The 16,660-nt window shown below is 66.5% G+C and carries 18 protein-coding genes; 7 read left to right on the top strand and 11 right to left on the bottom strand.

Annotated elements, in window-relative coordinates:
* Nucleotides 1-49 precede the first annotated feature (49 nt).
* Complete coding sequence (gene dgcA, locus TSH64_RS29600; protein ID WP_109453145.1) at nt 50-1,042, top strand: N-acetyl-D-Glu racemase DgcA; 993 nt, start codon at nt 50-52, stop codon at nt 1,040-1,042.
* A gap of 28 nt (nt 1,043-1,070) precedes the next feature.
* Here dgcA and TSH64_RS29595 read toward each other — a convergent pair whose 3' ends face one another.
* Nucleotides 1,071-1,481, bottom strand: coding sequence for a 4a-hydroxytetrahydrobiopterin dehydratase (locus TSH64_RS29595; RefSeq protein ID WP_109450521.1), 411 nt, complete (start codon nt 1,479-1,481; stop codon nt 1,071-1,073).
* A gap of 141 nt (nt 1,482-1,622) precedes the next feature.
* Between TSH64_RS29595 and TSH64_RS29590 the strand changes: the two genes are divergently transcribed.
* Complete coding sequence (locus tag TSH64_RS29590; protein WP_109450519.1) at nt 1,623-2,228, top strand: uracil-DNA glycosylase; 606 nt, start codon at nt 1,623-1,625, stop codon at nt 2,226-2,228.
* Here TSH64_RS29590 and TSH64_RS29585 read toward each other — a convergent pair.
* Nucleotides 2,225-2,884, bottom strand: a complete 660-nt coding sequence (locus TSH64_RS29585) for a 50S ribosomal protein L11 methyltransferase (RefSeq protein ID WP_109450517.1) — start codon at nt 2,882-2,884, stop codon at nt 2,225-2,227. The genes TSH64_RS29590 and TSH64_RS29585 overlap by 4 nt on opposite strands.
* 142 nt (nt 2,885-3,026) lie before the next feature.
* On the opposite strand from TSH64_RS29585, the gene TSH64_RS29580 reads away from it, so the two are divergent.
* A complete protein-coding gene (locus tag TSH64_RS29580; protein ID WP_109450515.1) occupies nt 3,027-3,872 on the top strand; it encodes a CHAP domain-containing protein in 846 nt (281 codons plus the stop codon).
* Nucleotides 3,873-3,975: 103 nt separating this feature from the next.
* Here TSH64_RS29580 and ubiA read toward each other — a convergent pair whose 3' ends face one another.
* The gene (gene ubiA, locus TSH64_RS29575) at nt 3,976-4,923 is read right to left on the bottom strand and encodes a 4-hydroxybenzoate octaprenyltransferase (RefSeq protein ID WP_109450513.1); all 948 of its coding nucleotides are present in this window, start codon (nt 4,921-4,923) and stop codon (nt 3,976-3,978) included.
* Between the two features lie 220 nt (nt 4,924-5,143).
* On the opposite strand from ubiA, the gene TSH64_RS29570 reads away from it, so the two are divergent.
* From TSH64_RS29570 to TSH64_RS29560, 3 genes are all read left to right on the top strand, one after another.
* On the top strand, nt 5,144-5,527 hold the full coding sequence (locus TSH64_RS29570; protein ID WP_247873212.1) for a response regulator: 384 nt from the start codon (nt 5,144-5,146) through the stop codon (nt 5,525-5,527).
* Between the two features lie 176 nt (nt 5,528-5,703).
* On the top strand, nt 5,704-6,483 hold the full coding sequence (locus TSH64_RS29565; protein ID WP_109450509.1) for a 16S rRNA (uracil(1498)-N(3))-methyltransferase: 780 nt from the start codon (nt 5,704-5,706) through the stop codon (nt 6,481-6,483).
* 48 nt (nt 6,484-6,531) lie between these two features.
* Nucleotides 6,532-7,896: a glutamate--cysteine ligase gene (locus tag TSH64_RS29560; RefSeq protein ID WP_109450507.1), complete on the top strand. Its 1,365-nt coding sequence runs from the start codon at nt 6,532-6,534 to the stop codon at nt 7,894-7,896.
* Between the two features lie 139 nt (nt 7,897-8,035).
* Here TSH64_RS29560 and fdxB read toward each other — a convergent pair whose 3' ends face one another.
* Genes fdxB through nifE form a run of 6 tightly spaced genes read right to left on the bottom strand, consistent with a single transcriptional unit; the run spans nt 8,036 to nt 12,322 of the window.
* On the bottom strand, nt 8,036-8,329 hold the full coding sequence (fdxB, locus tag TSH64_RS29555; RefSeq protein WP_012973385.1) for a ferredoxin III, nif-specific: 294 nt from the start codon (nt 8,327-8,329) through the stop codon (nt 8,036-8,038).
* A gap of 56 nt (nt 8,330-8,385) precedes the next feature.
* A complete protein-coding gene (locus TSH64_RS29550; protein ID WP_012973386.1) occupies nt 8,386-8,586 on the bottom strand; it encodes a CCE_0567 family metalloprotein in 201 nt (66 codons plus the stop codon).
* Between the two features lie 16 nt (nt 8,587-8,602).
* Nucleotides 8,603-9,058: a NifX-associated nitrogen fixation protein gene (locus TSH64_RS29545; protein ID WP_109450506.1), complete on the bottom strand. Its 456-nt coding sequence runs from the start codon at nt 9,056-9,058 to the stop codon at nt 8,603-8,605.
* A 2-nt stretch (nt 9,059-9,060) separates the two neighbouring features.
* Nucleotides 9,061-9,459, bottom strand: coding sequence for a nitrogen fixation protein NifX (gene nifX / locus TSH64_RS29540; protein ID WP_109450505.1), 399 nt, complete (start codon nt 9,457-9,459; stop codon nt 9,061-9,063).
* Nucleotides 9,460-9,497: 38 nt separating this feature from the next.
* A complete protein-coding gene (nifN, locus tag TSH64_RS29535) occupies nt 9,498-10,898 on the bottom strand; it encodes a nitrogenase iron-molybdenum cofactor biosynthesis protein NifN (protein ID WP_109450504.1) in 1,401 nt (466 codons plus the stop codon).
* A 5-nt stretch (nt 10,899-10,903) separates the two neighbouring features.
* Nucleotides 10,904-12,322 (bottom strand): nitrogenase iron-molybdenum cofactor biosynthesis protein NifE, encoded by a 1,419-nt coding sequence (gene nifE, locus TSH64_RS29530; protein WP_109450502.1) that lies wholly within the window; start codon nt 12,320-12,322, stop codon nt 10,904-10,906.
* A gap of 243 nt (nt 12,323-12,565) precedes the next feature.
* Here nifE and TSH64_RS29525 point away from each other — a divergent pair, with 243 nt between their 5' ends.
* The gene (locus TSH64_RS29525) at nt 12,566-13,093 is read left to right on the top strand and encodes a hypothetical protein (protein WP_109450500.1); all 528 of its coding nucleotides are present in this window, start codon (nt 12,566-12,568) and stop codon (nt 13,091-13,093) included.
* 55 nt (nt 13,094-13,148) lie between these two features.
* Here the strand turns inward: TSH64_RS29525 and TSH64_RS29520 are convergent, their stop codons facing one another.
* Complete coding sequence (locus TSH64_RS29520) at nt 13,149-14,639, bottom strand: PAS domain-containing methyl-accepting chemotaxis protein (protein ID WP_109450498.1); 1,491 nt, start codon at nt 14,637-14,639, stop codon at nt 13,149-13,151.
* A 453-nt stretch (nt 14,640-15,092) separates the two neighbouring features.
* On the bottom strand, nt 15,093-16,652 hold the full coding sequence (gene nifK / locus TSH64_RS29515) for a nitrogenase molybdenum-iron protein subunit beta (protein WP_109450496.1): 1,560 nt from the start codon (nt 16,650-16,652) through the stop codon (nt 15,093-15,095).
* Nucleotides 16,653-16,660: the final 8 nt, after the last annotated feature.

Genomic DNA, 16,660 nt, shown 5'->3' with positions numbered 1-16,660 from the left:
CGGGGCCGGGATACACTCCCGGCCCTGTTCCGTTTCGGGGTTGCAGAGCATGTCCGCCCAACAGCTGACCGTCCACCGGGAGAGTTTTCCCATCCGCGGCGCCTTCCGCATCTCGCGCGGGGCCAAGACTGAAGCCGCGGTGGTGGTGGCGCAGGTGACCGACGGTCCCCACCGCGGCCGCGGTGAATGCGTGCCTTACGCCCGCTATGGCGAAAGCGTCGACGGGGTCGCCGCCGCGCTGGAGGCGATGGCCGATGCCGTCGCCGGCGGCCTCGACCGCCGGTCGCTGGGCCGGCTGATGCCGCCGGGTGCCGCCCGCAACGCGCTGGATTGCGCGCTGTGGGACCTGGAGGCCAAGCGCAGCGGCGTGCCGGCCTGGACGCTCGCCGGGTTGTCCCGGCCGCCGGGGCCGCTCGTCACCTGCTACACGCTGAGCGTCGACGCGCCCGCCGCGATGGCCGCCGCGGCGCGGGAGCGGGCGCCACGGCATCCGCTGCTGAAGATGAAGCTGACGGGGGAGGGCGATCTCAACCGTGTCGCCGCCGTCCGCGCGGCCGCTCCCGCCGCCCGGCTGGTGGTCGACGCCAACGAGGGCTGGACGCTGGACCAACTGCATCGCTTCGCCCCGGTGCTCGCCGGGCTGGGCGTCGAGATGATCGAGCAGCCGCTGCCCGCCGGCCAGGACGAGGCGTTGCGCGGGGTCGATTGCCCGGTGCCGCTTGGCGCCGACGAATCCTGCCACGGGTTGGAGTCGCTGGAGCGCCTGCGCGGGCTCTACCGGGTGGTGAACGTCAAGCTGGACAAGACCGGCGGCCTGACCGAGGCGCTGGCGATGACCGCTGCCGCCCATGCCATGGGCTTCGAGGTGATGGTCGGCTGCATGGTGGCGACGTCGCTGGCGATGGCGCCGGCCATGCTGGTGGGGCAGGGGGCGCGCTATGTCGACCTCGACGGCCCGCTGCTGCTCGCCCGCGACCGCGAGCCGGGGCTGGTATATGACGGCGCGGTGGTGCAGCCGCCGTCGGCGGAGCTGTGGGGGTAGGGCAAGGCCTTGCCCCCACCTGTGCTCCTCACGCCCCCTGCACATAGGGCGGCGGCGGGGTCCCCACCGATGCCGGCACATAGGGCGCGTCGGCCAGCCCGTTCACCTTCGCCGCCATGACGAAGTCGTTCTCGTGCAGGCCCTTGATCTTGTGGGTCCAGAAGGCGACGGAGCAGTGGCCCCATCCGTAATGGATCTCCGCATGGTGGCCTTCCGCCTCGCACAGGTCGCCCACCTGATTGGCGAAGGCCTGGGCCTGGACGAAGTCGGGGAAGCGGAAGTCGCGCTCGATGCGGTCGGGGCCTTCCTTCAGGACCCAGCCCGGCACCTGCACCAGATAGGACTCGGCCATCGCGCGGTCCATCGGCGGTATCCCACCGCGGCAGGGTTCGCAGGTCTTCGCTGCCAGTTCCTGCGTCGTCGGCGCCTGAGGTGTCATCCCGGTCTCTCCCCTGTTGGTGGCCTTGGCTGGTGGTCTGCGCTAGAAGCGTACCGGCTAGAAGCTTGGGTTCCGGGCGGTGCTTCGGCAAGTCCGGTGCCCTGCCTTGAATTCTCGCGATGCACTTTTGGAACCGATCCGATGACAGACCTGCGCACCGACATGCCCTTCGCCGACTACCAGTATCCGACCAAGCCGGTGGACGGGCCGCGGCTCGCCATCGTCGGCGAGGCGCCGGGGGCGGAGGAGGCGCGGCAGGGCACCCCCTTCGTCGGGCGCAGCGGCAAGCTGCTGGACGAATCGCTGGCCGCCGTCGGCATCGAACGGGCGGAATGTCTCGTCGCCAACGTCTTCCGCTACCAGCCGCCCGGCAACAAGGTGGGACACTTCTTCTCCTCGCGCGCCCGCGCCCGCAAGGAGGGGCGGGAGATCGACGAAAGCTGGGGCGCCTTCGGCACGTCGGACCGGCTGCTGGCCGAGTTCGCCGGCGAGATCGAGCATCTGCGCGCCACCCTGGCCGACTATCGCCCGTCGGTGATCGTGGCGCTCGGCCGGACCCCCACCTGGGCGCTGACCGGGGAGAACGGCATCCTGCAGCTGCGCGGCACTGTGCTGCCCTGCCGCCTGCTGGACGGGGTGGAGGTGGTGCCGACCTTCCACCCCAGCTACCTGCTGCGCGGCCAGCTGGTGGAGCAGCCGACCTTCCTGGCCGACCTGCGGCTGGCCGTGTCGCGTCTCAACCGCTAGGCGTCAGGCAACAGGCGCCAGATGGCGGTTTCGCGCGCCTCCCGGTCCTCCAGCTCCAGCGAGGTCGGAACGGTGTAGGTCGCCAGCTTCTCGACGCCGCTCCCCGGGAAATAGGCGCGGCCGGGATCGCCCAGCAGCACCAGCGTGCCGGTGGCGGCGATCTCGCGCAGCCATGCGGTGACGCGCTCCGCCATCGGCCGCTCGTAACAGACGTCGCCGGCCAGGACCACCTCGATGCCCGGCAACGGCCGGCCGACCAGATCGGCGCTGACCGGCTTGACCTCCACCCCGTTGGCCTCGGCGTTCAACGCGATGGCGGCCAGCGAGAAGCGGTCGATGTCGCAGGACTGCACCCGCGCCGCCCCCGCCTTCATCGCGGCGATGCCGACCAGCCCGGTGCCTGCGGCAAAATCGAGCACCGACCTGCCGGCAACCAGCTCCGGCCGGTCGAGCACCAGCCGCGCCACAGCCTGTCCCCCGGGCCAAGCGAAAGCCCAGTATGGCGGTGGCAAATTCGTGGCGGCCAAGGTCTCCTCGGTCGCCTGCCAGAGTGGAGTGACTTCGGTGGCAAGATGAAGCTGGATTTCCGGCAACAGCGGCGTGGTCGTCAGCGTCGTGTTATCGCGGACGAAATCTGGCGGAGATGCATTGTTCATACGAGGTTTCCCAAGGGGCTCCGCTGTTGGGAGGAAGGCTGGCGGTGGCTTATCAATGTTACATAATTCAAACGGTGTAGACACAGCTGCGAACCCGTGTTACCCGTTTCCACCAGGGGAAAACAGAGGGATTGGGGGAGTCATGCGGCAGAGGGGAACCGCCATCGGCCTTTCGTTTGCGGCTTTGATCGCGCTGAGCCCCCTTACCGTGTCGACGGCGGCCGCACAAGACGGCGATTGCGTTCGGACGGTCCGCTCCATCTCCGACTTCACCATACGCGGCGACGCCTGGACCTGGTGGGATCACGCCGCCGGCCAGTATGACCGCGAACACCGCCCCGCCATCGGCTCCGTCCTCGTCTTCAAGCGCACCGGCCACATGCGCCGCGGCCACGTCTCGCTGGTCAGCGCGGTGATCGACCGCCGCACCATCGAGGTCGATCACAGCTGGATCGACGGCGACGGGCTTCGCCGCGGCATGCGGGTGGTCGACGTGTCCCGCAACAACGACTGGTCCGCGGTCCGCGTCTGGCACGAGCCGACCGACCAGATGGGTCTGCGCGTCTACGCCGCCTACGGCTTCATCCTGCCGGAAGGCGAGTCCGACGCCCCGCGCGGCGGCCGGATGCTGGATGCCGGCGACCGCGGCATGGACCAGGGCTTCGCCAGCAGCCCGCGTGGCCGTGCCAAGGCCAACGGCCCGCGCATGATGGAAGCCTCCCTGCACCCGCAGAAGAACCTCAGCGTCTCGGTCCCCGGCCGCAAGCCGCAGAGCCTTGCCACGACCGCCGTCGCCTCCCAGACGCCGCAGAAGCCGCAGCGCATCGACGTCGCGGTGCTGCCGTCGCGCAAGCCGTCCGGTGCGCAGTCCGCCCCAGTCACGGTCGCCGAGCTTTCCGGTCCCGGCAGCCACCGCACCGTCGCTCCCGGCCGCAAGCCCGGCTCCGGCAACGCCGTCGCCCAGCTGGCCGACACCAGCGAACGCTGAGCGGCATAGCATCAGGTTTTCAGGAAGGGCGGGGCTTGGCTCCGCCCTTTTCGTTTGTGCGGAGGTTCGGGCATCGAAGCCGACACCCTCCCACAATGCCCGCTTAAATCTTCCCCGCCAGGATTGCCGCCAGCACCAGCCAGCCGAACCAGCGGTTGGACTTGAACTTGTCCAGGCAATCGCCCTGATCGTCCGGCCGCCAGGTCGCGACCTGCCAGGCCAGCTGCAGGGCCGCCAGCGACAGCACCGGCAGGAACAGCCCGCCCAGGCCCGCCAGACGCCCGGCGATGCCGATGCCGACATAGGTCAGGGTGTAGAAGCCATAGATCCAGATCTTGCTCTGGTCGCCCAGGCGCAGCGCGGTGGACTTCACGCCGATGCGAGCATCGTCCTCCTTGTCCTGATGGGCGTAGATGGTGTCATAGCCCAGCGTCCAGGCGACGCCCGTCACATAGAGCGCCAAGGCCGGCCAGCCGACGTCGTTCTGAACCGTGGCCCAGCCCATCAGGGCGCCCCAGTTGAAGGTCAGCCCCAGGAAAGCCTGCGGCCACCAGGTGATGCGCTTCATCAGCGGGTAGGTGAAGACCAGCAGTAGCGACAGCACCCCCAGCCCGATGGCCGTCGTGCCCAGCTGGACCAGGATCAGCAGCGACACCAGAAGCTGGGCGGCGAGGAAGGCCAGGGCCTGACGCACCGACACCTGACCCGACGGGATCGGGCGTGAGCGGGTGCGCTCCACCATCGCGTCGAACTTGCGGTCGAGGATGTCGTTGACGGTACAGCCGGCGCCGCGCATCAGCACCGCGCCGACGCCGAACAGCGCCATCAGCCAGAGCAGCGTCGGCCAGTCACGGAAGGGCTGCGGCATGGCCAGCGCCACGCTCCACCAGCAGGGGAACAGCAGAAGCCATGTCCCGATGGGACGGTCGAGTCGCGCCAGTGTGACATAAGGGCGCACGCGGGGCGGGAGCTTCCGCGCGATCCAGCCGTCCTGGCGGATGTCGGTGAAGCCGGACTCGGGCAGAGTGGGGCCGGTGGAGGCAGTGGGCATGACGGCAGCGGTTCCGCTGTGCTATGAGGATGTCTGACCAGCCAATCAGGGCGTGGATGACGGGGAAGGTATCGGGCTGGCCTCCGTGCGGCAAGCGCGGTGCGGCAAATCACCCGAGCTCAAGCCATGGAAAATTGCAGCCTGTGATCTTGCGCCCGTCAAAATCGTGCCAATACTGTTTCTTTGTCATAACCTCAGCGGCCTGCAATCGTAAATGGACATGAGCACAACACCGGACCGTTTCGCCGTCGTCATCGACGACGAGTCGATCATTCTGGCCGGGATGGAGATCATGCTGGACACCTGGGGCTATCAGGTGCTTGCCGCCGAGGATGTGGAAACCGTCCTGGCGAAGCTGCCCGGCTGCCCACTGCCCAACGTGATCCTGTCTGACTACCGGCTGCGCGACGGCTGGTCCGGCATCACCGCCGTGCGGGCGGTGCGGGAGGCCTGTGGCGTCACCGTGCCTGCGATCATCCTGACCGGCGACACCGGGGCCGAACTGATGGCCGCGGCCAAGGCTGAGCAAATCCGCATCCTGCACAAGCCGGTCCAGCCCAACGACCTGCGCCGGCAGATCGACTCCCTGATCGCCGTCGGCTGACGCCGGCCTCCGGACCGGGTTCGGCACGTGGCGCCCCCGTCCGAAGCCTCGGTGCGTCTACCGTGAAGCGCATGAACCTTTGGCGCTGTATTTGAAGGGCTGCCTCGCGCGTCAAATCTCGTCCGGTTTCACGCGATCCGCTTTATAGTCTCCACCGCCCCGCGGAGACGAATGCCATGGCCGACCCGATCAAGACCCGCCTGTATGTCGACAGCCCGCTGGCCGAAGGCCAGTCGGTCGGGCTCGACCATGAGCGCGCCCATTTCCTCCGCCATGTCCTGCGGCTGGACCGCGGCGACTCCGTTGCGGTGTTCAACGGCCGCGACGGCGAATGGCGGGCGGTCATCGACGGCTTCGGCAAGGGCTGGTGCTCGCTGACCGTGGCCGAGCAGCGGCGGGAGCAGGACACCACCCCGGACCTGTGGCTATTGTTCGCGCCGCTGAAGAAGGGCCGCATCGACTTCGTCGCGGAGAAGGCGACGGAGATGGGGGTGTCCCGCCTGTGGCCGGTCTTCACCCGGCGAACCGATCCCAACCGCGTCAACCTCGACCGGCTGCGCGCCAACGCGGTGGAGGCGGCCGAGCAGTGCGAGCGCCTCAGCGTGCCGGAGATGGGCGAGGCGGTGCCGCTGGACCGCGCGCTGGCCGGCTGGCCGGCCGACCGCAGGCTCTATCTGTGCGCGGAGGCCGGGTCCGCCCGTCCGGTGGCCGAGGTGCTGCGCGATGCGCTGCCCGGGCCGGCCGCCTTGCTGGTCGGGCCGGAGGGCGGCTTCGACCAGTCGGAACTTGACGAACTCGCCAAACTTCCCTTTGTTGTTCCGGTGGGATTGGGTCCGCGCATTCTGCGGGCCGACACGGCGGTGGTGGCGGCGTTGGCTTGCTGGCAGTCCTTGGCCGGGGATTGGACTGCCGGGGGAAGCGACCGGCGTCCGCCTTTCCGCGCGCCGATCCCATAACCGGCCGTCACCCGGCCGAACCTCCGTCCACTTCCCGCGAGAGACTTCATGTCCGCACCCCCGACAACGCGCGGCGAACCCATCACCGACCGCCGCCAGCTTGCGGCCTATCTCGAATCCGGCTGCAAGCCGGCACCCGACTGGCGCATCGGGACCGAGCACGAGAAATTCGCCTACCGCACCTCCGACCTGCGGCCGCTGCCCTATGACGGGCCGGACGGCATCCGCGAACTGCTGACCCGCATGACCCGCTTCGGCTGGCAGCCGGTGGAGGAGAAGGGCAACATCATCGCGTTGGTCCAGGACATGGCCAACATCACGCTGGAGCCCGGCGGGCAGGTCGAGCTGTCCGGCGCCCCGCTGGAGACCCTGCACCAGACCTGCGCCGAGGTGCACCGCCACCTGCGCCAGGTGAAGGAGGTCGGGAGCGAGCTGGGCATCGCCATGATGGGGCTGGGCTTCCAGCCGAAATGGACGCGCGACGACATCCCCTGGATGCCGAAGGGCCGCTACAAGATCATGCGCGACTACATGCCGAAGGTCGGCTCGCTCGGCCTCGACATGATGACGCGGACCTGCACCGTGCAGGTGAACCTCGACTTCGCCTCCGAAGCCGACATGGTGAAGAAGTTCCGCGTGTCGCTGGCCCTCCAGCCCATCGCCACCGCCCTGTTCGCCATGTCCCCTTTCACCGAGGGCAAGCCGAACGGCTTCCAGAGCTTCCGCAGCCACATCTGGACCGACACCGACGCGGACCGTACCGGCGACATTCCCTTCGTGTTCGAGGACGGCTTCGGTTTCGAGCGCTATGTCGACTATCTGCTCGACACGCCGATGTACTTCGTCTACCGCGACGGCACCTATATCGATGCGGCCGGCCAGTCCTTCCGCGATTTCATGGATGGCAAGCTGCCGGCGCTGCCGGGCGAGCTGCCGCTGATCACCGACTGGGCCGACCACACCACCACGGCCTTTCCGGAAGCGCGGCTGAAGAAGTATCTGGAGATGCGTGGCGCCGACGGCGGCCCGTGGCGCAGCCTGTGCGCCCTGCCGGCCCTGTGGGTGGGGCTGCTCTACGATCAGGTGGCGCTGGATGCCGCCTGGGATCTGGTGAAGGACTGGACGACGGTGGAGCGCGCGCATCTGCGCGCCGAGGTGCCGCGGTCCGGCCTGCGCACGACCTTCCGCAACGGGACGGTGCGGAACGTGGCGTTGGAGATGTTGGCGATTGCCCGCGACGGTCTGGCCCGCCGCGCCCGCAACGACAATTGGGGCGACGACGAGACCCACTTCCTCGACACGCTTCAGGTCGTCGCCGAGACCGGCCGCAGCCCCGCCGACGAGCTTCTGGAGAAGTTCAACGGCCCCTGGGGCGGCAGCGTCGATCCCGTGTTCAAGGAATACGCGTACTGAGACGGGTGGGGGCTGGCGCCCGTGCGTCAGCCTCAGCTTTTTAGGGTCTGTCAGATGCTCATCGAAGCACCAGACAGACCCTAGGCTTTTGGTTTTCCGTATGATCGGTTCAAGCGCTTCCGCTTGAACCGATCACACTCTAGGCCGCCACCGGCGCATGGGTGATGCAGCTCTTCGAGCATACCTTGGAGCAGCTTTCGCAGCCGATGCAGTTGGCCGCTTCCTTGACCGTCATGATCTTCTTCTCGGCCTCGTCGTCGAAGGCGTCGACGATGTCGCCGTCCTCGGTCAGGCCGATCATGTCGAGCACGCCGCGCCCGCACACCTTGAAGCAGCGGCCGCAGCCGATGCACTGCTTCTGGTCGATGGATTGGACGAATTTCGGGGTCCAGCTCTGACCACCGCGGGTGGTGCCGGTCAGGAACTCAGCCATGGGAATGCTCCTCTCGGGAAAGGGTGCGCCTAAGCTATTCTTTGGGAATGGTGGGGTTACGCCGTCTCCAGCGCTTTCAGCGCCGCCCGCTTCTCGGTCAGGGTCTTGAACGCGTCATAGGTTTCCTGCGCCACCGTCAGGATGGATTGCCAATTCTGCGGAAGCTCTTCCGACAAGTCGTGCAGGTCCATCTTCTTCTGGGTGGCGCGGGCGTTCAGCTTCTTGATCTCGTCCTTCAGGGCGTCGATGTCGCTCATGGTCGTGGTCCCGGCTTCAGAGGTTCGCGACGTCGGGATATTCCCGGATCAGCGCCACGGCGTCCTCGACCAGCCTGGCGCCGTCGGCGGCGAGCTTTTCGATGCTGGGGAAGCCGAAGCGGTGGACGTCGCGCAGCGACTTCGACACCACCACCAGCCGCCCGGTGGTGAGGATCATGCGGCCGAAGCCCTCATGGCTCATCTTCATCATCGGCGAGGCCATCAGGCCGGTCTGCTTCTCCACCATCAGCCCGACCGCCTTGTAGAACAGCTCCAGCCGCCAAAGCGTGTCCGGGTCGGGATCGCCGATGATCGGGATGGCGGCCCGCGCCTCCTTGTCGAGCACGAAGGGGGCGAGCAGAGCCTCGTCGGGCTTGCCTTCCCAGGCGCCATAGCTGTCCTCGGCACGGAACAGCAGGACCAGCGTCTTCACGAACTGGTCGGCGACGGACAATTCAGCCACATCAGCCATACTCAGACCTCCTCCTCGTCGAAATGGAATTCGGGCGTTTCGCCCATCGCCTTGCGCAGCCAGGGCGGCGGATTGCCGTTCAGCGTCTGGACCAGCTTGTCGAGCAGGGCCGGGATTGTGTCGGTGGCCTCGACCTTCACCGGATGGATCTTCTTCGCCACCACGCGGGCGGCGGCCGATGCGCCGATGGCCGAGAGATAGAGGATGGCGACGTCGGCCAGCGCCTCCAGCTTGGGCACCAGCTTGTCCTCGTTGCCGTCCTCGAACATCGAACCGCCGAACTGGAAGGTCTCCAGAAAGGCATGGCCCTGGCGGTCGACCTGGTAGACGGCGATGTTCTTGGCCCAGCCGAAATGCGCATCGACGTGCTGCATGTCCTGGGTGCAGAAAGCGACCTTCATCGATCCTCCTTTGGTCGGACGTGGGTCCTGCACCACGCTCAGACGGCGTTGCATCCGCATGATCCGCCTCCGCAGCCGTGGGATTCCCCGTGGTTGTCGTGCCCGTGCCGGTCCTGCCCGTGGGCATGGCTCTCGTGGTCCATCTCGCGGGAGAGGAACAGGTTGCCGATCTCGCACAGCAGCTCCCGCGTGCCGCGGTAGCCGACCTGCACCCGCAGACCAGCCCCCAGCCGGTCGAACAGCGGCAGGCCCATGCGGTGCAGCGGCACGCCGATCCGCGCCGCCCCCTGCCGCCCGTGCGAGTTGGAGACGATCAGGTCGGCATCGCGGGCCAGCGTCTCGACATCGGAATGGTCGCCGACCATGATGGTGGCGGCCTTCAGCCGCTCCAGCACCGGGCTCTGCGTCGGCGACACCGCGGCGATCACCTCGGCCCCCATGTCGGCGAGGAAGCCGGTGACGGCATAGAGCAGGTCGGGTTCCAGCGCGACGGCGATGCGCTTGCGGCTGTAGAAGAAATGCCCGTCCAGCATGGCATCGACGAGGCTTTCGCGCTGGCGCCGCAGCCGGGCGGGCGCCGGCTTGCCCGACAGCTCCGTCAGCAGCCGGACCAGCTTGTCCGTCGCCTCCAGCCCGGTCAGGCGGTTGAAGAAATGGCTGGGCACGTCGGTCTTCAGCTCCAGCGCGTTGCCGGCCACCCGCATATGCTCGCCGACCACGATGGTGATGGCCGAAGCGCCCATGGCGCGGATCTGATCGACCGTCACGCCGCCCAGCGAGGTGGCGGTGAAGTCGGACGGCTGGCGGCCGGCCATCGACAGCGACAGGTCGGGCAGGAAGATCGGCGACAGGCCGAAGCCCTCGATGATGTCGCGCAGTTCCTCGACGTCGCCGGGCGACAGGTGGCAGCCGGCCAGCACGTTGACCTGGGTCGGGATGCGCACCGGCGACGGTTCGACCAGCCGCTCGACGATGGCGGTGACCGCGGCGGCAAAGCCGTCCTCGAAGCCGCCGGCGAAGTCGGGAGTGTTGGCGAAGACCAGCGCCGTGTCGGCCATGTCGGGGTTGCGCTGGCGGAACAGCGTGTATTGCCCGCCCATGTCCTCGCCCTTGGTCTCGGTGACGCCGGTGGTGGCGACGCCGATCATGGCGGGATTGTTGCGCTCGACGATGGTGCGGATCGCCTGTTCCAGATTGTCGTAGCCGCCGAGAATGGTGGCGACCTGATCCATCGCCGTGGTCTGCAGCGGGATCGCCTCGCGGAAATGGCGCACCAGCAGCACCAGCCCGAAGGCGGTGCAGCCCTGCGAGCCATGGAACAGCGGCAGGCAGCGGTCGACGCCGAGATAGGCCAGCGCCGCGCCCAGCGGCTGGCTCATCTTCAGCGGGTTGGTCGACGCGGCCTTGGCGGCGGAGGGGAAGCGCTGGATGTGGGACATCGCCGTCACTCCGCCGCCATCGAGGAAGCCAGAAGGGCGGAGGACGGGCCGGACTCCCACGGTGCCGGCTGGCGGACCTGACGCCAGATCGGGTTGGACAGCGTCTTGTCGATCTCCTCGCAAAGATTGACGATGCCGTCATAACCGGCATAGGCGTGGTGGCGCTCCTGGTTGATGTCGAGCCAGGGAACCTTGGCCTTCAAGGAGATGAACTGCGACCGGCCGCCGGACATCATGATGTCGGCCCGGTTGTCGGCCAGCATCTTGTAGATGTCGCGCGGCTTCAGATCGTCCCACTGGTGGAACTCCTCGCCCTTCATCTTCTTGATGCGTTCCTTGTCCTCCCTGGTCGATTTCTTGGTGGAGGTGCCGAGGATGGTCAGCCCCGCGCCCTCCAGCGCGCTGACCATCGACCAGCTCTTGACCCCGCCGGTGAAGAGCAGGACGCGCTTGCCGTCGAAACGCGGCTTGTAGGGTTCCAGCCGGCGCCAGACCCGGCTTTCCTCCCGCGCGATCACGCCCTCGGCGCGGTCGATCAGGCTCTTGTCGGCGCCGCGCTCCACCAGCATGCGGGTCATGGTGCGCAGCGTGTCCGACATGTCGGAGACGCCGTAGAAGGAGCCCTCGAAATAGGGGATGCCGTAGCGCTCCTCCATCTTGCGGCCGACATTCACCAGCGCCTGGCTGCACACCATCATGGTGACGCGGGCGCGGTGGGCCTGGGCCACCTCCCGGTAGCGGCCGTCGCCGGAGATGCAGGACAAGAGGCGGATGCCGATCTCGTCCAGCAGCGGCTTGACCAGCCACAGCTCGCCGGCGAGGTTGTATTCGCCGATGATGCAGACATCGGTGGGCGTGGTGTATTCGGGCTCGACCGTGCCGATGACGTGGTCGAGCAAGGCTTCGCCGGCCAGCTTGTTGCCGAGATTCTTCGATCCGACGAAGCCGGGGGCATCGACCGGGATCACCGGCTTGCCCAGCTTCTGCGCGGCGAACTTGCAGACCGCGGCGATGTCGTCGCCGGTCATCGCGGGCACGCAGGTCTGATAGACGAAGACGGCCGGCGGGTCGTATTGCTGAACGATTTCCTTGATGGCGCGGTAGAGCTTCTTCTCGCCGCCGCCGATGACGTCCAGTTCCGACAGATCGGTGGTGAAGCCGGTGCGGTAGAGCTGCGAGCCCGAGGATTTGGAGCCGCGGTTGTCCCAACTGTTGCCGAGGCAGGCGATGGGGCCATGGACCAGATGGGCGGCGTCGGCAATCGGCTGGAGCACGATCATCGCCCCGTCATAGGCGCAGCCGCCGGCCGCCGCCCCCGGTTTCAACGACTTGGTGCAGCCCTTCTTCTTCTCCTTGGCCGACTTGGTCTGGTTGGTCGCGCAGCCCGGTTCGTTGAAGACATCCTGGATCTTGTCCTGGAGCATGCCCGCTCTCCCATCCTGGCGCCGGAAATGGCTCTGCATCGGCGTGATGCAGGGGGCGTGCCAGTGGGTAAGTCGTTGGCGAAAAACGATTGTCTGGTTTTCCAACCCTGTCCGATAGCTGACAATCGGCGGCTCCGCCCAGGGGGCTTGTCGGGTGTCGCACATGTCGCGCAGGGGATGGGCCGCGCAGGGGGCGGGGAGGGCCGGCCGTATCAGGACGGCTCGAACGGGTGGAAAGCAACGATGCAACGGTACGGCAGGCGCTGGCGATATGCGGCCGCGATGGTGGCGGTGCTGGCGGCAGTCCCCGCCGCGGCGGCACAGGACGGCGCGGTGATCCGGCTGGCCCAGGAACCGGGGGGTGAGATCGGTGTCGCGTGCCGGTTCCTCGACCTCGACCAACGCCCGGTTCCACCGGAGGCCGGGATGCTGTGCGATGCCGCCGCCGATCTCGTCGCCCGGAAAGCCGGCGGTTACGGCAAGGCGGTGGTTCGCCTCGGCCTGCGCGCGGTAATGCCCGATGCCGAACCTGCCGAGACGCCGCTTGCGGTCGATGGCCCGGTCCTGCTGGTCGTCCTCGAAGGCCGCCAGGACTGGAGCGGCGGTGCCCGCCCCCGTCTGCTGCTGCGCGCCCGTCCGGTCCGCGACGGCATGGCCGCCCCGTCGGTCGGATTCCCGCCGGCTTCGATCGAGCTGGGCGGCGAGGGCTGGCAGGCGGCAGCCGACCGTGCACTGGAACGGGTGGTCGGCTTCGCGATTCGCGGCGGTTGAGGCGAAATGGCTGGCCAGCCCGCCAGCCCGCCAGCCCGCCAGCCCGCCAGCACGATCAGCGGGCGAGCACTTGCGCCGCCTCCTTGGTCGAGGCGATGGCGGTTCCAACCTGAGCGAAGGCGGTGGAGATTGAGGTGATGTTCCGGTCCACCACCGCCACCGAGGTCGATGCTCCCTGCATGTTTACGGAGATGCTCGCGGTGACGGTGGTCTGCTCCTCGACGGCGCCGGCGGACATGACGACGAATTCGCGCAGATTGTTCATGGCTATGCGAATTGCCGACAGGGAAGACACGACATCGCCGGAGACGGATCGCATTCCCTCGATTTCGCGGGAAATCTGGGCGGTCGCGTTAGCCGACTGGTTGGCCAGGTTCTTGACCTCGTTGGCAACCACGGCGAAGCCCCTGCCGGCCTCGCCCGCCCGCGCCGCCTCGATGGTCGCGTTCAGGGCCAGCATGTTGATCTGTCCGGCGATGGAACGGATCAGTTCGACGATGCCTCCCATCGCCTTCGCGACTTCCGAAAGTCGGGTGGCGGCCCGGTCGGCGTTGTCGGTCTCGCTCACCGCGACATCGGCCGCCTGCTGCGACCGGGACATGCCGTCGGCGATTTCGTGGGCGGACGCCGTCAGCTCCTCCGCGCCGGCCGCGATGGTCTGTACAGTCACCCGCGTCTGCGACGATGCGGCGGCGGCGGTATCGGCCTGCCGGTGGGCCGTGGTCATCGCCTGTTCGATCTCCGAGAAATTGGTATCGATCAGGGACTTCAGGCGGCCCAGCATGCCGATCTGTTCGGTGATGTCCGTTGCGAACTTAACCACCTTGCACAGTCGGCCCATGTCGTCGAACACCGGGTTGTAGGACGCCTGAATCCAGACAGCCCGCCCGCCCTTGCCGATGCGCCGGTATTGGGCAGTTTCGAACTGTCCGCTGTTGAGTCTTTTCCAGAATTCGCGATAGGCGGGAGTCTCGCGCTCCTGCGGATCGATGAACATGCTGTGATGGCGCCCGCGGACTTCATCCAGGCTGTAGCCGAGAACGGTGAGGAAATTCTCGTTGGCGGTGATGACCGTGCCGTCGGGATTGAATTCGATCACCGCCTGCGACCGCGAAATCGCATCGATCTTGCCGCGCATGTCGGCGTTCGTCGCCTGCCGTTCGGTGACGTCGGTGGCGACTTTGATGATCTTGCAGGCACGGCCGGTGGCATCGAGAATGGGGTTGTAGGTGGCCTCGATCCAAATCTCGCGACCGTTCTTGGCGATGCGCCGGTACAACGCCCGCTGGAACTCGCCGCGTCTCAGCCGATCCCAAAACTCCTGATAGGCGGGACTGGCATGTTCGGCCGGGTCGATGAACATCCTGTGATGGCGTCCGACCACTTCGGGCAATGAATAGCCCATCACCGCCAGGAAATTGGGGTTGGCATTCAGGATCGTTCCATCCAGGGAAAACTCGATGATGGCAAGCGAGCGGTCCAAGGCGGACAGCAGGGCGTGGCTGTTTGAACCCTTGCCATAGATCGTCTGAATGAAGCCGAACATTTCCGCCCCCCTTCCTTGCGTTTGCGGTGCGCCACGATCGAAAGCCGACCGTAAATAATCGAAGCGCACGGAGCGGCATTAGGTCAATTAGTATTGGTCCTAAGGTGTGGTGAAAGCATGAATATAAGGGTGATTTTTGCTCAATATATGCAATTTTACCTATTTCTCCCCTATATATTTTAGTCTCTGCAAAATCAATCCGCTTTTTGAAGCCTGATCGTTCTGCGGACCGACCATAAATTACTTCAAGGCGGCAATATAATCTCCAGAAATAAAGACTGCTTCTCAGTCTCCCGTGTTCCTTCTCCCGACAAAAATACCCGGAGCGCGCCGTTGCCGACGCTCTCCGGGCTGGGGAGGTTGCCGCCGGGCTGGGGGATGGAAATCCCGGCCCGACGGTTTGGCTGAACCGATGCCTGCAAATCGAAAGCTGAAGCGCCGGCGGCCTGCCGGTCAGCGGATCAGGTCGAACGAGTAGTCGGTCTGGCCGACGATGTTGGTGTTGGCGTCGATGTCCTCGAAGATCCGGTCCAGGATCCGCACCAGCACGTTCAGCGCGCCCTGGTAGCCCCAGGTCGGGTAGCGGTGGTGGTGGTGGCGGTCGAAGATCGGGTAGGTCAGGCGGATCAGCGGAACCTTGGTGTCGCGCTCCAGATACTTGCCGTAGCTGTTGCCGATGATGTAGTCCACCTTGTCGGTGAAGATCAGCGAGCGCAGGTGCCACAGATCCTTGCCGCCATGGGCCGCACCCGACTTGCCGAAGGGCGAGGCGTCCAGCACCTTCTGGACCTGCTTCTCCCATTTCTTGGAGCCGGAGGTCGACAGGATGTGCACCGGCTCCGCACCCAGCTCCAGCAGGAACTTGGTCATGCCCAGGCAGAAGTCCGGGTCGCCGTAGACCGCGAAGCGCTTGCCGTGCATGTGGGTGTGGCTGTCGGCGATGGCGTCGACCAGACGGCCGCGCTCCAGCTTCAGGCTGGCCGGGACCGGCTTGCCCGACAGTTCGGCGAGCTTCAGCAGCAGCTCGTCGGTGCCGGTGACGCCCATCGGGTAGTTGAACTTGGCGACTTCCTGGCCCTTCTCCTTGCAGAACTGCAGGGTCTGGGTCGTGTTGTACTCCTGCATGGAGATGGTGGCCTTGGCGTGCAGGGCCTCCTTGGTCTCCTCGATGGTGGTGCCGCCGTCATACATGCGGTACTCGCCATCCATCGGCGTGTCGAAATTGTCGGACACGTCGGACAGGATTTGCAGCTTCACGCCGAACTCGCCGGCGATGCGCTTCAGTTCGCGGTTGTTGCCGACCGCGAAGCCGTCGAAGCCCGGGATCAGGTTGATCTGCTCGGTCTTGGGCGTGTCGAAATTCTCCGACGTGCCCCAGAAGTTGGTCAGGATCCCCTTGATCATGTTGTCGTAGCCGACGATGTGGCTGCCGACGAAGGCCGGGGTGTGGGCGTAGGGGACCGGGAAGTCGGCCGGGACGCTTTCCTTGTTCTTCGCGTTGGCGATGAAGCCCTGCAGATCGTCGCCGATGACTTCGGCCATGCAGGTGGTCATCACCGCGATCATCTTCGGCTTGTAGAGCGCATAGGCGTTCGCCAGGCCGTCGATCATGTTGTTCAGGCCGCCGAACACCGCCGCGTCTTCCGTCATCGACGAGGAGACCGCGCTGTTGGGCTCCTTGAAGTGACGGGTCAAATGGGTGCGGTAATAGGCGACGCAGCCCTGGGAGCCGTGGACGAAGGGCAGGGTGCCCTCGAAGCCCTGGGCGGCGAACATCGCGCCGATCGGCTGGCAGGCCTTGGTCGGGTTGATGACGACCGCTTCACGGGCGAAGTTCTTCGCCTTGTAGTCCTCGGACTTCGTCCATTCGGACACGCGGGCGACTTCCTCGTCCGAATGGCCGTACTCGAACTCGGTCTTCTTCTTCTCGAACATCGCCGCATATTCGGGCTGCCGGAAGAGGGTGTAGTGGTCGAGGACCTTGTCGGCGCTCTGCGAAAGCTTGTCGGTCATTCTCAAAT

Source organism: Azospirillum sp. TSH64, assembly GCF_003116035.1.
Classification (GTDB): domain Bacteria; phylum Pseudomonadota; class Alphaproteobacteria; order Azospirillales; family Azospirillaceae; genus Azospirillum.
This window is presented reverse-complemented; position numbering and strand designations above follow the sequence as displayed.

Excerpts from the sequence above, each read along its gene's own strand:
- TSH64_RS29590 (WP_109450519.1), top strand. The coding sequence starts at position 1,623 with ATGACAGACCTGCGCACCGACATGCCCTTCGCCGACTACCAGTATCCG.
- TSH64_RS29560 (WP_109450507.1), top strand. The coding sequence starts at position 6,532 with ATGTCCGCACCCCCGACAACGCGCGGCGAACCCATCACCGACCGCCGC.
- TSH64_RS29585 (WP_109450517.1), bottom strand. The coding sequence starts at position 2,884 with ATGAACAATGCATCTCCGCCAGATTTCGTCCGCGATAACACGACGCTG.
- nifE (WP_109450502.1), bottom strand. The coding sequence starts at position 12,322 with ATGCTCCAGGACAAGATCCAGGATGTCTTCAACGAACCGGGCTGCGCG.
- TSH64_RS29520 (WP_109450498.1), bottom strand. The coding sequence starts at position 14,639 with ATGTTCGGCTTCATTCAGACGATCTATGGCAAGGGTTCAAACAGCCAC.
- ubiA (WP_109450513.1), bottom strand. The coding sequence starts at position 4,923 with ATGCCCACTGCCTCCACCGGCCCCACTCTGCCCGAGTCCGGCTTCACC.
- nifK (WP_109450496.1), bottom strand. The coding sequence starts at position 16,652 with ATGACCGACAAGCTTTCGCAGAGCGCCGACAAGGTCCTCGACCACTAC.
- TSH64_RS29570 (WP_247873212.1), top strand. The coding sequence starts at position 5,144 with ATGAGCACAACACCGGACCGTTTCGCCGTCGTCATCGACGACGAGTCG.
- TSH64_RS29565 (WP_109450509.1), top strand. The coding sequence starts at position 5,704 with ATGGCCGACCCGATCAAGACCCGCCTGTATGTCGACAGCCCGCTGGCC.
- TSH64_RS29580 (WP_109450515.1), top strand. The coding sequence starts at position 3,027 with ATGCGGCAGAGGGGAACCGCCATCGGCCTTTCGTTTGCGGCTTTGATC.
- TSH64_RS29595 (WP_109450521.1), bottom strand. The coding sequence starts at position 1,481 with ATGACACCTCAGGCGCCGACGACGCAGGAACTGGCAGCGAAGACCTGC.
- nifX (WP_109450505.1), bottom strand. The coding sequence starts at position 9,459 with ATGAAGGTCGCTTTCTGCACCCAGGACATGCAGCACGTCGATGCGCAT.
- TSH64_RS29545 (WP_109450506.1), bottom strand. The coding sequence starts at position 9,058 with ATGGCTGATGTGGCTGAATTGTCCGTCGCCGACCAGTTCGTGAAGACG.
- nifN (WP_109450504.1), bottom strand. The coding sequence starts at position 10,898 with ATGTCCCACATCCAGCGCTTCCCCTCCGCCGCCAAGGCCGCGTCGACC.
- TSH64_RS29550 (WP_012973386.1), bottom strand. The coding sequence starts at position 8,586 with ATGAGCGACATCGACGCCCTGAAGGACGAGATCAAGAAGCTGAACGCC.
- dgcA (WP_109453145.1), top strand. The coding sequence starts at position 50 with ATGTCCGCCCAACAGCTGACCGTCCACCGGGAGAGTTTTCCCATCCGC.
- fdxB (WP_012973385.1), bottom strand. The coding sequence starts at position 8,329 with ATGGCTGAGTTCCTGACCGGCACCACCCGCGGTGGTCAGAGCTGGACC.
- TSH64_RS29525 (WP_109450500.1), top strand. The coding sequence starts at position 12,566 with ATGCAACGGTACGGCAGGCGCTGGCGATATGCGGCCGCGATGGTGGCG.